14 protein-coding genes and 1 pseudogene are annotated in these 12,332 nt (G+C 69.8%); 8 read left to right on the top strand and 7 right to left on the bottom strand.

Translation table 11 applies throughout. The features are described from left to right. Positions 1–8: 8 nt before the first annotated feature. Positions 9–1,232, bottom strand: a complete 1,224-nt coding sequence (locus IE317_RS19845) for a cytochrome P450 (protein WP_191312173.1) — start codon at positions 1,230–1,232, stop codon at positions 9–11. Between the two features lie 179 nt (positions 1,233–1,411). Between IE317_RS19845 and IE317_RS19840 the strand changes: the two genes are divergently transcribed. Next, on the top strand, positions 1,412–2,050 hold the full coding sequence (locus tag IE317_RS19840; RefSeq protein WP_191312171.1) for a TetR/AcrR family transcriptional regulator: 639 nt from the start codon (positions 1,412–1,414) through the stop codon (positions 2,048–2,050). 63 nt (positions 2,051–2,113) lie between these two features. Beyond that, entirely contained in the window at positions 2,114–2,989 is an 876-nt protein-coding gene (locus IE317_RS19835; RefSeq protein WP_191312169.1) for a GH12 family glycosyl hydrolase domain-containing protein, read from the top strand. 11 nt (positions 2,990–3,000) lie between these two features. Here the strand turns inward: IE317_RS19835 and IE317_RS19830 are convergent, their stop codons facing one another. The 5 genes from IE317_RS19830 to IE317_RS19810 all read right to left on the bottom strand — a co-directional run bounded on the left by IE317_RS19830 (position 3,001) and on the right by IE317_RS19810 (position 8,163). After that, positions 3,001–4,068, bottom strand: coding sequence for a beta family protein (locus IE317_RS19830; protein ID WP_191312167.1), 1,068 nt, complete (start codon positions 4,066–4,068; stop codon positions 3,001–3,003). A 129-nt stretch (positions 4,069–4,197) separates the two neighbouring features. After that, on the bottom strand, positions 4,198–5,064 hold the full coding sequence (locus IE317_RS19825; protein WP_191312165.1) for an aldehyde dehydrogenase family protein: 867 nt from the start codon (positions 5,062–5,064) through the stop codon (positions 4,198–4,200). After that, positions 5,057–6,490 (bottom strand): aldehyde dehydrogenase family protein, encoded by a 1,434-nt coding sequence (locus tag IE317_RS19820; protein WP_191312163.1) that lies wholly within the window; start codon positions 6,488–6,490, stop codon positions 5,057–5,059. Before IE317_RS19820 ends, IE317_RS19825 begins: the two co-directional genes overlap by 8 nt. Beyond that, the gene (gene deoC / locus IE317_RS19815; RefSeq protein ID WP_191312162.1) at positions 6,490–7,464 is read right to left on the bottom strand and encodes a deoxyribose-phosphate aldolase; all 975 of its coding nucleotides are present in this window, start codon (positions 7,462–7,464) and stop codon (positions 6,490–6,492) included. The genes IE317_RS19820 and deoC overlap by 1 nt, the downstream gene beginning before the upstream one ends. 84 nt (positions 7,465–7,548) lie before the next feature. Then, the gene (locus IE317_RS19810) at positions 7,549–8,163 is read right to left on the bottom strand and encodes a DUF1707 SHOCT-like domain-containing protein (protein ID WP_191312294.1); all 615 of its coding nucleotides are present in this window, start codon (positions 8,161–8,163) and stop codon (positions 7,549–7,551) included. 85 nt (positions 8,164–8,248) lie between these two features. On the opposite strand from IE317_RS19810, the gene IE317_RS19805 reads away from it, so the two are divergent. From IE317_RS19805 to IE317_RS45595, 4 genes and pseudogenes are all read left to right on the top strand, one after another. Beyond that, a complete protein-coding gene (locus IE317_RS19805) occupies positions 8,249–8,671 on the top strand; it encodes a protein-tyrosine phosphatase family protein (RefSeq protein ID WP_191312160.1) in 423 nt (140 codons plus the stop codon). A gap of 5 nt (positions 8,672–8,676) precedes the next feature. Further along, positions 8,677–9,300 carry a uracil phosphoribosyltransferase gene (gene upp, locus IE317_RS19800; RefSeq protein WP_191312158.1) on the top strand — a complete coding sequence of 208 codons (624 nt, stop codon included), beginning with the start codon at positions 8,677–8,679 and terminating at the stop codon, positions 9,298–9,300. 180 nt (positions 9,301–9,480) lie between these two features. Beyond that, on the top strand, positions 9,481–10,089 hold the full coding sequence (locus tag IE317_RS19795) for a pentapeptide repeat-containing protein (protein WP_229902800.1): 609 nt from the start codon (positions 9,481–9,483) through the stop codon (positions 10,087–10,089). Then, positions 9,992–10,195: pseudogene (locus IE317_RS45595) on the top strand (hypothetical protein); the annotation flags it as partial. The gene IE317_RS19795 and the pseudogene IE317_RS45595, both read left to right, overlap by 98 nt. Before the next feature lie 24 nt (positions 10,196–10,219). On the opposite strand, the gene IE317_RS19790 reads toward IE317_RS45595, so the two are convergent. Then, positions 10,220–10,837 carry a TetR/AcrR family transcriptional regulator gene (locus IE317_RS19790; RefSeq protein WP_191312156.1) on the bottom strand — a complete coding sequence of 206 codons (618 nt, stop codon included), beginning with the start codon at positions 10,835–10,837 and terminating at the stop codon, positions 10,220–10,222. Between the two features lie 84 nt (positions 10,838–10,921). Between IE317_RS19790 and IE317_RS19785 the strand changes: the two genes are divergently transcribed. After that, complete coding sequence (locus IE317_RS19785; RefSeq protein ID WP_191312154.1) at positions 10,922–11,323, top strand: MerR family transcriptional regulator; 402 nt, start codon at positions 10,922–10,924, stop codon at positions 11,321–11,323. A 50-nt stretch (positions 11,324–11,373) separates the two neighbouring features. Continuing rightward, positions 11,374–12,297 (top strand): aldo/keto reductase, encoded by a 924-nt coding sequence (locus IE317_RS19780; protein ID WP_191312292.1) that lies wholly within the window; start codon positions 11,374–11,376, stop codon positions 12,295–12,297. Positions 12,298–12,332 lie beyond the last annotated feature (35 nt).

Genomic DNA, 12,332 nt, shown 5'->3' with positions numbered 1-12,332 from the left:
CGTCCCCCTCACCAGGTCACGGGCAGGCAGTAGAGACCGAAGATCGACGAGTCGTGCTTGAACGGCAGCTGGTCCACCGGCGCGGCCAGCTTGAGCTCCGGGATGCGGCGGAACAGCGTGTCGAAGACGATCTGCAGTTCCATCCGGGCGAGGTTCTGGCCGAGGCACTGGTGCGGTCCGAAGCCGAACGCCACGTGGTGCCGCGCGCCGCGCTCGAGGTCGAGCTCGCCGGCGTTTTCGAACGCGGTCTCGTCGCGGTTGCCGGAGTAGCTCAGCCCGAGCACCCCCTCGCCTTCGCGGATCAGCTGCCCGCCGATCTCGACGTCCTCGGTGGCGACGCGCGAGGTCGCGAACTCGGCGATGGTGAAGTACCGCAGCAGCTCCTCGACGGCGTCGAGGGTCTTGCCCGGGTCGTTCTTGATGATCGTCAGCTGGTCCGGGTTCTCCAGCAGCGCGACCGTGCCGAGCGAGATCATGTTCGCCGTCGTCTCGTGCCCGGCGATGAGCAGCAGGAACGCCAATGAGACGAGCGAGTCGTGGTCGGCCTCGCCGTGCTCCTCGCGCTGCTTGAGGATCTGGCGGCCGAGCAGGTCGTCGGTCGGGTCGGCCTCCTTGCCGGCGACGAGCCGGTCGAGGTACTCCTGCAGCTCGTCGACCGCCTTGACCCGGGTGTCCTGGTCGACGTCCCGGTTCAACAGCGTGGAGCTGCGCACCTGGAAGAACTCGTGGTCGGCGTAGGGGACGCCGAGCAGCTCGCAGATGACCAGCGACGGCACCGGCAGGCTCAGCGCGGAGACCAGGTCGGCGGGCTTCGGCCCGGCCAGGATCGCGTCGATGTGCTCGTCGACGATCTGCTGGATCCGCGGTTCCAGGGCCTTCATCCGCCGGACGGTGAACTCGCCGACGACCTCGCGGCGGGCCGCGCCGTGCTCCGGCGGGTCCATGTTGATCAGCGACGCGGTGAAGTTGGTCCGGCGGACCGGACGGCCCTGCTTGGTCAGGAACGGGAACCCCGGGTTGAACCGGTCGGAGCTGAACCGCGGGTCGGTGAGCATCTGGCGGACGTCTTCGAGCCGGGTGATCGCCCACGCCTCCTGGCCGGACTGCAGCTTGACGCGGTGGACCGGACCGCTTTCGCGCAGCTTCTCGTACGCCGGCGGCGGAGCGAACGGGCAGCTCCGCACGAGTGGGAAGACGGCGTCGGCGGTGGCGGGTTCGGCGACTTCGGTCATTTCGGGCCCCCTAAATCGGACGGAAAGTATGCGGAGGATTACATTCCGGTTCTGTGCTCCAAGGTACCGAAGCGGAAGGAAGTCGTCCACTAGCTAACGGGTGACCGGCTGCGGGCGCGGTGTGTGGCCGTCTGACCGTGCGAGAATCAGCTCGCGCGATTCAGCGGAAGGCGAACGGCATGACGGCAGACCCCGAGACCACCCTGCGGGCGGACGCGCGGCGCAACCGCGACCAGATCCTGGCTGCCGCGAAGAGCATCTTCGCCGTATCCGGTCCCGAGGTGCCGATGGAGGAGATCGCCCGCGCGGCCGGGGTCGGCGTCGGCACGCTGTACCGCCGCTTCCCGGACCGGGACGCGCTGGTCCGGGCGGTCGCGATGGACAACTTCGAGCGGGTGCTGATCGACGCGCGGGTGATCGCCGCCGAGGAGACGTCGTCGTGGCACGCGCTGGAGCGGCTGCTGCGGCAGTCGGTGGAGCTGCAGCTGAGCGTGCAGCTGGCGATGGTGTCGCACCGGGCGCTGGTGATCCTGAAGAACGACCCGGAGGTCCGCCGGCTGCGTGACGAGATCTTGGCGGTCCTCGACGGCTTCGTGGACGGCGCGCAGGCCGAGGGCAAGCTGCGGCCGGACGTCGGGGCGGGCGACATCGCCATCCTGTTCGCGACCCTGCTGCGCCAGGCGCGCGCGAAGACGCCGGAGGTGGCCGAGATGGCGGCCCGCCGGTGCGTCGGCATCATGATCGACGGCCTCAGCGCCCGGCCGGGCACCGAGCTGCCGGGGCGTCCGATCACTTCCGGGGACCTCGACCCCGACTGAATTCGCCGATTTTCGTGTTAGGGTTCGCCGCACTCTGCCGGAATTGCAGCTGCGGGCGGGAAAATGCGACGAAGAACGCTGGCCGTGTTGTTGGCGATTTCCTTCCCGGTGCTCGCCGGGTGCGGCGCCACGCCCGTCGACGGCGCGGCGGCCGCGCCGGCGTCGCTGCCGGCTCCGGTGCCCCCGTCTACAACGGCGACGACGCCTGCTGCTTCTTCGTCACCGCCGCCTTCCCCGTCCCGAACTGCGCCTCCGGCGACTCCGACACCGCCGTCGACCACGCCGGTGCGCAGCTGCCGCACGCCGGAGTTCACCACGAGCGACGCCGACGGCGGCTGGTCGGACGGCGGTTACTACGTCCACAACAACATGTGGAACGCCGCGGAAGCGGGCCCGGAAACGCTGCGCGCGTGCGCGTACGACAACTGGTACGTCGATTCCGTCCAGCCCGATTCGACGTCGGTGAAAACCTATCCGAACGTGCACAAGGACATCAACAACCAGAATGGGAAACCGTTCAACGACTATTCGGTGATCCAATCCACCTTCGCCGGTCGCGGCCCGGGCACGGGCCTCTACGACGTGGCGTACGACCTGTGGCTGAACGGCGTGGGCGACGGTCGCGGTGTCAGCGAGCTGATGGTCTGGACGGAGAACCGCAAGCAGGTCCCGGCGGGCGACAAGCTGACCACGTACACGGCGGCCGGCTTCACGTACGACGTCTGGGCGGACGACGAGGGGTACGTGGCGTTCGTGTCCCGGTCGACGCAGTATTCGGGCAGCGTGGACCTGAAGGCGATGATCGCGTGGGCGATCGGCAAGGGCCTGATCCCGCCGAACCCGACGGTCAACCAGATCGGCTACGGGATCGAGTTCTGCTCGACCGGCGGTGGGAAGGCCCGGTTCACGCTGTCGGACTTCTCGGTGACGATGAGCTGACGTCAGTGCGGTCACGCCGCGTGGCGCTGGGCCAGGTAGGCCAAGTGGTGTGAAGTCGCCAGCGCGACGTGCTTGGTGGTCGAGCCGAAACCTTGCCCGCCGCCGGTTGCCGCTTCGAAGATCTCCCGGTCACCCCAGGAGAAATCCGGGCCGGAGAAGCTGTCGGACTCGACCAGGTGGCGGCAGACGACGCGAAAGGTGCGGGCTCGCGGCGACTCGGTCGTCGGGTCATCCGATTCCGGCGCGCGCTCTCGCGAGTAGAACCAGTGGTCCCTGCAGGTGTACTTCAGGGCGACGTGCTTGCTGCGAAACCGTTGCCCGGGGATCGGGTGCACCGTGCCGTAGTCGCCCGGCCGAAGTTCGGCGGCATCGCCTCGCGCCAGTTGCTCCCAGAGGATTTCCTCGGTGCGGGCTTGTTCCCACGTCGAGGTCCGGGCGAGGGTCCGCGGGATCGAGCCGCACAACAGGCTCGTCGTCCTGAAGTGGCCGAACGTGGCGAGCGTGCCGAAGACGGCCGCCGCTTCGTCGAGGCGTGCCGCAGTGGCCTCCGGCACGTACTGGAGATCGACTATCACGTCGATCCGGCCGAGATCGAGGGCCAGGTTCTCGATGATCCGTTCGATGTTGCCCGGAGTCGCGGTGCCAGGCCGGATGCGGAGTGCGCCGCCGGCACCGAGCTCGTGGCAAAGCCGGCCCAGGCCGGCCACCGCCGGCTCGCCGGCATCGCTGCGGACCACCGGCACGAAGGCGATCGGCCCCGCCTCGTCGAGGAGGTCGACCGGATCGGCGAGGCGGTCGGCCATCGAGCCGAGCGGGCCGGTGGGGCCATGGCCGAAGCCTGGGAGATGGGCCACTGCGGAAGCGTCGAGCATCGCCCGGCGACCCAGGCGGCTGAGGTCGCGGATAGCGGTCTCGATCGCGTCGAGCCGGCTCGCGGGCGCACTGCCGTCGGGATCGAACTGGAGTAGTGGCTGCACCTGCCGGACCTGCTCGGAGCCGGAGAGGTTTCGCAGAGCTGTCAGCTCGCCGCCCTTCGCGCGCAGCGCGACGAGACTCGTGAAGTCGGCTCGGAGGTCCACGACGTCCCTCGATCACGCAATGTGATTCCCTGGTTACGTTCAAGGGTAGGTCGTGAAGATCGCCGTGAGAATCCACCACAGGCATGAAGGCCGCCACCCGGTGGACCGGGCGGCGGCCTCCGCGACAGCTCAGACGCCCAGCGGGTGCCAGACCGTCTTGGCCTCCAGGTACCGCCGCAGGCGGGTGAGGTCCGGGGCCGTTGTCCAGTCGGGCTCCGCCTCCGGGACCGTCAGTACCCGCTTCACCGTGTTTGCCGCTTCGCGCGCCAGGTCGACGCGGTCCGCCGGGGCGGCTCCCGTCGGGTCCAGGGCGTTGACGTCTCCGTGCGAAGCCAGCCAGGGGCCCAGTTCCGCGGCCCGCCCGGTGAGGATGTTCGCCACGCCGCCCGGGACGTCGGACGTGGCCAGGACCTCCGACAGCGTGATCGCCGGCAACGGCCGCTCCGCGCTCGAGACGACCACCGCCGTCGAGCCCGTTGCCAGGACCGGGGCCAGCACCTCGACCAGGCCCAGCAGCGACGACTGCTGCGGCGCCAGGACGCCCACCACGCCCGTCGGCTCCGGGACGGTGAACGAGAAGTACGGGCCCGCGACCGGGTTCGCCGCGCCGAGGACCGTGGCGATCTTGTCCGTCCAGCCCGCGTACCAGACCCAGCGGTCGATCGCCGTGTCCACAAGCGACTCGGCCTTCTTCGCCGCCAGGCCCTCCGAAGCGGAGACCTCCGCGATGAACTGGTCGCGGCGGCCCTCCAGGACCTCGGCCACCCGGTACAGCACCTGGCCGCGGTTGTACGCCGTGGCCGCCGACCAGCCCGGGAAGGCCTTGCGGGCCGCGACCACCGCGTCGCGGACGTCCTTGCGGGACGCGTGGGCCGCGTTCGCCAGGAATTTGCCCTTGCCGTCCGTCACCGGGTACACCCGGCCGGACTCCGAACGGGGGAACTTGCCGCCGATGTACAGCTTGTACGTCTTGGCGACGGAAATCCGGTCAGACATTGAGGTACGCCTCCAGCCCGGTGCGGCCGCCTTCGCGCCCGAAGCCGGATTCCTGGTAGCCGCCGAACGGGGCGGCGGGGTCGAAGCGGTTGAAGGTGTTGGCCCAGACCACGCCGGCGCGCAGCTGGTTCGCCATCCACAGGATCCGGGAGCCCTTTTCGGTCCAGATGCCGGCCGAAAGCCCGTACGGCGTGTTGTTCGCCTTCGCCACGGCCTCGTCCGGCGTGCGGAACGTCAGCACCGACAGCACCGGGCCGAAGATCTCCTCACGCGCGATCCGCATCGACTGGTGCACGTTCGCGAACACCGTCGGCGCGAAGAAGAACCCGCGGTCCGGGACCGGGCACGGGCTGGTCCAGCGCTGCGCGCCCTCGGCGTCACCGGATTCGACGAGCCCGCGGATCTTGGCCAGCTGCTCGGCCGAGTTGATCGCCCCGACGTCGGTGTTCTTGTCCAGCGGGTCGCCGACGCGCAGCGTCGAGACGCGGTAGCGCAGCTTCTCCAGCACCTCTTCGGCGATCGACTCCTGCACGAGCAGGCGCGAGCCCGCGCAGCAGACGTGCCCCTGGTTGAAGAAGATGCCGTTGACGATGCCCTCGATCGCCTGGTCCAGCGGGGCGTCCTCGAACACGATGTTCGCCGCCTTGCCGCCCAGCTCGAGGGTCAGCTTCTTCGGCGTGCCCGCGACCTGGCGCTGGATCGCCTTGCCGACCTCGGTGGAGCCGGTGAAGGCGATCTTGTCGATGTCGGCGTGCTCCACGATGGACGCGCCGATGCCGCCCGCGCCCGGGAGGATGTTCACCACGCCCGGCGGCAGTTCGGCCTGCTGGCAGATCTCGGCGAAGACGAGCGCGGTCAGCGGCGTCGTCTCGGCCGGCTTGAGGACCACGGTGTTGCCGGTGGCCAGCGCGGGGGCGATCTTCCAGGCCAGCATCAGCAGCGGGAAGTTCCACGGGATGATCTGGCCCGCGACGCCGAGGGGCTTCGGCGAAGGCCCGTACCCCGCGTACTCCAGCTTGTCGGCCCAGCCCGCGTGGTAGAAGAAGTGCGCGGCCGCCGTCGGGACGTCGGAGTCGCGGGACTCCTTGATCGGCTTGCCGTTGTCCAGGCTCTCCAGCACGGCGAGCTCGCGCGAACGCTCCTGGATCAGCCGCGCGATGCGGAAGAGGTACTTCGCGCGCTCGGTGCCCGGCATCTTCGACCAGACACTCGTGTACGCCTTGCGCGCGGCCTTCACCGCCACGTCCACATCGGACTTCGACGCGGTGCCGACCTCGGCCAGGACCTCCTCGGTGGCCGGGTTGATCGTCTTGAGCGGCTCACCGGAGCCGTCGACGAATTCGCCGTTGACGAACGGCTTGTAGGAGTCCTTCAGGTTCGCGATGGCCCGGGATTCCGGTGCGGGCGCGTATTCGAAAACGGGCATCAGTCCACCGTCACGTAGTCGGGTCCGCTGTAGTGGCCGTCCACCTGGGTGCGGCGCTGCAGCAGCAGGTCGTTGAGCAGGCTGGACGCGCCGAAGCGGAACAGGTCCGGGGTCAGCCACTGCTCGCCGGCGACCTCGTGCACGGCGACCAGGTACTTGATCGCGTCCTTCGTCGTCCGGATGCCGCCCGCGGGCTTGACGCCACGCAGCTCGCCGGTCTGCACGTGCCAGTCGTGGACGGCCTGCAGCATGATGTGGGTGACCGGCAGCGTCGCGGCGGGGGAGACCTTGCCGGTGGAGGTCTTGATGAAGTCGCCGCCGGCCAGCAGCGCCAGCCACGACGCGCGCCGCACGTTGTCGTAGGTCGCCAGCTCGCCGGTCTCGAGGATGACCTTCAGGTGCGCGTCCCCGCAGGCGGCTTTGACGGCCTGGATCTCTTCGAAGACGTCCATGTAGCGGCCCTCGAGGAAGGCGCCGCGATCGATCACCATGTCGACTTCGTGCGCACCGGCCTCGACGGCGATCTTCGTGTCGGCCAGCTTGATGTCCCGCGAAGTGCGCCCGGCGGGGAAGCCGGTGGCGACGCTCGCGACGTGCACCCCACTGCCCTTGAGCGCTTCGACGGCCGTGGCGACCAGGTCGGGGTAGACGCAGACGGCGGCGACGCGCGGGGTGCCCTGGCGTTCGGGATCCGGCCGCACGGCCTTCGCGGCCAGCGCGCGGACCTTGCCCCGGGTGTCGGCGCCCTCCAAGGTGGTCAGGTCGACCATGGAGATGGCGGTGTCGATGGCCCACCGCTTGGCGTCCTTCTTGATGCTGCGCGTGCCGAGGCCCGCCGCGCGCTGCTCGACGCCGACCTGGTCGACACCGGGCAGCCCGAGCAGGAAGCGGCGCAGGCTCGCGTCGTCGCGAGTCGCGTCCACCAGCGGTGCCGGGGTGGCCGGCGCCGCTGGCGTGCTGGTCGTGGCTGTCATGCGCCTGAGTCTAGGCGGCGGGTCCGACACTGCGAGCCCCCGTTGGTTGTGACGCTGGGTGCCGAACGCGTCACAAACCCGTGGTCAGGCCCCCTCGATCTGCGGCGGCTCCGCCCGCTTCGCCGGCTTCCGGTACACGACGACGCCACCCCAGAACGCCAGCCCGTTGATCTTCACCGTCGGAGCGGTCGGCGGAGCAGGCGGTGCGCCCGACTTGTCCTCCAGCGTGAACCCGCCCATCAGGCCGAGGCCGGTGACGTCCACGTTGACGTCGTCCGGGACGGTGATCGTGATGCCGCCCATGATCGCCACCGCGGTGATCGTGCAGTGCCTGTCCGCGAAGCGGGCCTGCCGCAGGTCGATCTCCGCGCCGCCCCAGAATGCGAAGCTGTTGTGCTGCGGGGGCAGGACCCAGCTGCCCTTGCGGACCGCGCCCGACAGCACGCCGATCGACACCGGCGAGCCCGGGTGGCCGCCGATGCGCTGGTCCGGGTGGCCCAGGGCCCGCGTCGGCGCCGGTTCGAGGGTCGCGGCGGCGGACGGCAGGTCCGCCGTCACCGGCTTCAGCTCGCCGAGCGTCTTCGCCGCGTAGACCGTGGTGAGCCGCTCTTCCAGCTCGTTCACCGTGATCCGCCCCTCCGCGAGGGCGTTGTGCAGCACCTGGGCGACGCGTTCACGGTCCGCGTCGGAAGCCCGCATCTGGTCGGGCGTCAGTTCGCTCACCCGGCGCAGCTTATCGGCGAAAACCACTCTGCGTGTCCATCTTCTGGAGGACACTGAGCCCATGGTCGAGTTTCCGGACGGCACCCGCGTTGACGGACGTGGGCTGCGGCGCCCCCGCCCCGACGGACCCGAGCCGGATTTCGGGCTCTACCTGGGCACGGGCCGGCTGCGGCGCAAGCACGGCGGGGGCATCTCCTGGCCGCACGAGTGGGTCACCTGGCCCGACTTCCTGCTGCCCACCCGGCCTGCCGACGCCCGCGAAAAGATCAAAGCGCTCCACGAACGGGCGAAGACGGAGAAGGTCGAAGTCGCCTGCTACGGCGGTGCGGGAAGGACCGGCACGGTGATGGCCTGCCTGGCGGTCCTCTCCGGCGTCCCCGCCGAGGAAGCCGTCGCCTGGACGAGACAGCACTACCACGAACGAGCCGTCGAAACGCCCTGGCAGCGCGGCTGGGTGAAGAGCTTCGCCGAACAGCTAGATTGACCCGCATGGATGTGCACGTCGTCGACCACCCCCTCGCGAAGGCCCGGCTCTCCACGATGCGCGACGCACGCACCGACAGCGCCGCGTTCCGGGCCGCGCTGCACGAGCTGACCGTCATGCTGGTCTACGAAGCCACGCGCACCGTGCCGGTGAAGATCGAGAAGATCCACACGCCGGTGGCCCGCACCGATGGCTACAAGCTGGCGAAGCCGCCGCTGCTGGTGCCGGTCCTGCGGGCCGGGCTGGGCATGGCCGACCAGGCGCACAAGCTGATCCCGGACGCGCAGATGGGTTTCGTCGGCCTGGCGCGCGACGAGGAGACGCTCAAGCCGACGCCGTACCTCGAGTCGCTCCCGGAATCGCTCGCCGACCGGCCGGTGCTGGTGCTCGACCCGATGCTCGCCACCGGCGGCTCGATGGAGTACACGATCCGCCTGCTCACCGACCGCGGGGCCGACGACGTCACGGCGATCTGCGCGCTCGCGGCCCCCGAAGGCCTGGCACACCTGGAGAAGACCGGCCTGCCGGTCCGGGTGGTCACGGCGAGCATCGACGAGCGCCTCAACGACTCGGGCTTCATCGTCCCGGGCCTCGGCGACGCGGGTGACCGCCAGTACGGCGCCGTCTGAGCCGGTGCCGGTCCTGAAGTGGCGGTGGATCACCGTGACCGCGGTCGCGGTCGCGGCCTTCACCGGAGGGCTGCTCTGGCTGTTCCTGGCCTGGTCCGGGCGGCCGGAGGCGCCGGTCCGGATCGACGCGGTCAAGACGGCGTTCGGCATCGGCGCGGGCGCGGGTGGCGTGTTCGCGCTGTGGCTCGCGACGCGCCGCCAGCGCACGCTGGAGCTGCAGCTGGCCGAGACGACCCTGGACCTGGCGGAGCGGCGGGTCACCGAGCTGTACACGAAGGCCGTCGAGCAGCTGGGCAGCGAGAAGGCCCCGGTGCGGCTCGGCCGGCGGAGCTGCAGGTCAGGCTGGCCGCGCAACAGATACTCGCCACGCATCTGCGCCGAGACGACGAACGCTTCTGGCCGGACGTCTCCCTGGACCTCCAGCACGCGACGCTGGTCGACTTCGTACTCGAAGACGCTGAGATCGCCGCGGCGGTTTTCAGCTACGCGCGATTCCTCGGTGCAACTCACGTCACCGCGATGTTCGCGGCGAGGAGCTGGTTCTTCGAAGCGGAGTTCTCGGCGCTCGCGAACTTCGACGGCTCGTCGTTCACCGGTGGTGCGGTGTTCTCGTGGGCGAGGTTCCGGTGGATTGCCCGGTTCGCGGACATCCGGTCGACCGGAAAACTGACCTTCTTCCACGCGGTCTTCGATGACGAGGCGTGCTTCGAGGGCGGGGAGTACGAAGAGCTCGACTTCGAAGGCACGCAGTTCGCGATCGAGCCCGAAGGTCGAGCCGGCACCGGATGATCAAGCACGGTGGGACAGGGCAGCCGAAGGCGACTACGCGGCGTTCAGCGAGCTCTTCGAACGCCACGCGGAGGCGGTCTGGAACCACGCCTACCGGCTGACCGGCGTCGGACGCGAAGGGCGCGGTCGTCTACGACGGGTCGCTGCCGCTGATCTGAGGCCGCAGCCAGCCGGAGGCGTTCGCGCGCAGGGCCGCTTCGTAGGCGCTCGTGACGTCGAACTCCTCCGGCAGGTTGCCGGTCAGCTCCAGGGACACCAGGCCGTGCACGATGGCCCAGCAGCCGACCGCGACGGTCTCCGGCGGGACGTCGACGAAGACGCCGTCGGCGATCGCCTGGCGGATGATCCGCTCCAGCGGCTTGAGCGTTTCGCGGGCGAGCTTCTCGGCGTCTTCGTTCGGCTCGAACCCGGGCACCGACTTGGTGAACATGATCCCGTAGAGGTTCGGGTCGGCCAGCGCGCTCGTGCGGTAGGCGCTGCCGAGCGCGACGAGGTCCTCGACGGGGTCGCCGGTCAGCGGCGTCCCGGCCATCCGGGCGCCGAAGCGGCGGAAGCCCTCGGTGTAGAGGGCGTTCACCAGGTCGGGTTTGCTGCCGAAGAGCGAGTACACGGCGGTGGTCGACGTCCCGGCGTCGGCGGCCAGCTTGCGCAGGGAAAGCGCCTTCGGCCCGTCGGCCGCGAGGAGTTCGCCGGCCCGGTCGAGCAGCTTGAGCCGGAGCGCTTCGTCGTGCGTGCGTGGTCGCGCCATGCACCCAGCGTATCGGAACAGTGTTACGGAAGGCCAGGGCGAGGATTTGACCTGGAGTGCACTCCAGGTCGTAGCGTAGGGCGCATGAGCTACTCGATAGCGGAAGCCGCGCGACGTAGCGGACTGTCCATCGACACCCTCCGGTACTACGAGCGCATCAATCTGCTCGACCCGCCCGCGCGGGACGCCGCGGGCCGCCGGGCCTATTCCGACGACGACCTCAACTGGCTCGGTTTCCTGACCAAGCTGCGCACCACCGGGATGCCCATCAAGAGCATGCGCGAGTACGCGTCGCTGCGCCGCCACGGCGTCGCGAGCGCGGGCCGCCGCAAGGCCCTGCTGGTGGAACAGCGCCGGTCGGTCGCCGAGCGGATCGCCGAGCTGCAGGGCTGTCTCGACATCCTCGACTACAAGATCGAGAACTACGCCCAGGTCGAGCGCAACGTGCTCGGCGTGGAACCCGGTATGGAGGAGATTTCCGCGTGAAGAACAGGAAGCTGGGCGGCCTGGAAGTCGGCGCCCAGGGGCTCGGCTGCATGGGGATGAGCCAGGCCTACGGTGTCCGCGACAACGACGACGAGTCGATCGTCACGATCCACCGCGCGCTCGAACTCGGCGTGACGCTGCTGGACACCGCGAACGTCTACGCCAACGGCGTCAACGAGGAGCTGGTCGGCCGCGCGATCGCCGGCCGCCGCGACGAAGTCGTGCTCGCGACGAAGTTCGGCATCGTGTGGAACGACGGCGCGATGGGCGCCCGCGGTGACGCCGCCTACGTGAAGCAGAGCTGTGACGAGTCGCTGCGCCGGCTCGGCGTCGACCACATCGACCTGTACTACCAGCACCGCGTCGACCCGGACACGCCGATCGAGGAGACGTGGGGAGCGCTGGCCGAGCTGGTGGCGGCCGGGAAGATCCGGTACGCCGGGATCTCCGAGGCGAGCGCGGCGACGATCCGGGCCGCGCACGCGGTGCATCCGGTGACGGCGTTGCAGAGCGAATGGTCGCTGTGGACGCGGGGCATCGAGGGCGAAGTCCTTTCGACGTGCCGCGAGCTGGGTATCGGGATCGTCCCGTTTTCGCCGTTGGGGCGCGGGTTCCTGACGGGCGCGGTGACGTCGGTCGCCGACCTGCCGGAAGACGACATGCGCCGCGGCTTGCCGCGCTTCGCCGAGGGCAACTTCGAGCGGAACATGGCGATCGTCGACGCGCTGCGGAAACTGGCCTCGGACAAGGGGGTGACGGCGGGGCAGCTGGCGCTGGCGTGGGTGCAGTCGCAGGGCGAAGACGTGGTGCCGATCCCGGGGACCAAGCGCCGCAAGTACCTCGAGGAGAACGTGGCGGCGGCTTCGCTGGAGCTGACAGCGGACGACCTGGCGGCCATCGCGGCAGCCGCGCCCGCCGACGCCATCGCGGGAGAGCGCTATCCGGAACGGCTGGCTCGCGCGGCCGGGAAGTAACTTTCTTCTGAGGCTTTTCTGAGATCTCCGGAGCA

The organism is Amycolatopsis bullii (assembly GCF_014654205.1).
In the GTDB taxonomy this organism is placed as follows: domain Bacteria; phylum Actinomycetota; class Actinomycetes; order Mycobacteriales; family Pseudonocardiaceae; genus Amycolatopsis; species Amycolatopsis plumensis.
The sequence above is the reverse complement of the archived record's forward strand: the minus strand, read 5'-3'. Positions and strand labels throughout refer to the sequence as shown.

Coding starts and splice junctions, on each gene's coding strand:
- IE317_RS19845 (WP_191312173.1), bottom strand. CDS start 1,232: ATGACCGAAGTCGCCGAACCCGCCACCGCCGACGCCGTCTTCCCACTC.
- IE317_RS19840 (WP_191312171.1), top strand. CDS start 1,412: ATGACGGCAGACCCCGAGACCACCCTGCGGGCGGACGCGCGGCGCAAC.
- IE317_RS19835 (WP_191312169.1), top strand. CDS start 2,114: ATGCGACGAAGAACGCTGGCCGTGTTGTTGGCGATTTCCTTCCCGGTG.
- IE317_RS19825 (WP_191312165.1), bottom strand. CDS start 5,064: ATGTCTGACCGGATTTCCGTCGCCAAGACGTACAAGCTGTACATCGGC.
- IE317_RS19820 (WP_191312163.1), bottom strand. CDS start 6,490: ATGCCCGTTTTCGAATACGCGCCCGCACCGGAATCCCGGGCCATCGCG.
- deoC (WP_191312162.1), bottom strand. CDS start 7,464: ATGACAGCCACGACCAGCACGCCAGCGGCGCCGGCCACCCCGGCACCG.
- IE317_RS19810 (WP_191312294.1), bottom strand. CDS start 8,163: ATGCGGGCTTCCGACGCGGACCGTGAACGCGTCGCCCAGGTGCTGCAC.
- IE317_RS19805 (WP_191312160.1), top strand. CDS start 8,249: ATGGTCGAGTTTCCGGACGGCACCCGCGTTGACGGACGTGGGCTGCGG.
- upp (WP_191312158.1), top strand. CDS start 8,677: ATGGATGTGCACGTCGTCGACCACCCCCTCGCGAAGGCCCGGCTCTCC.
- IE317_RS19790 (WP_191312156.1), bottom strand. CDS start 10,837: ATGGCGCGACCACGCACGCACGACGAAGCGCTCCGGCTCAAGCTGCTC.
- IE317_RS19785 (WP_191312154.1), top strand. CDS start 10,922: ATGAGCTACTCGATAGCGGAAGCCGCGCGACGTAGCGGACTGTCCATC.
- IE317_RS19780 (WP_191312292.1), top strand. CDS start 11,374: ATGGGGATGAGCCAGGCCTACGGTGTCCGCGACAACGACGACGAGTCG.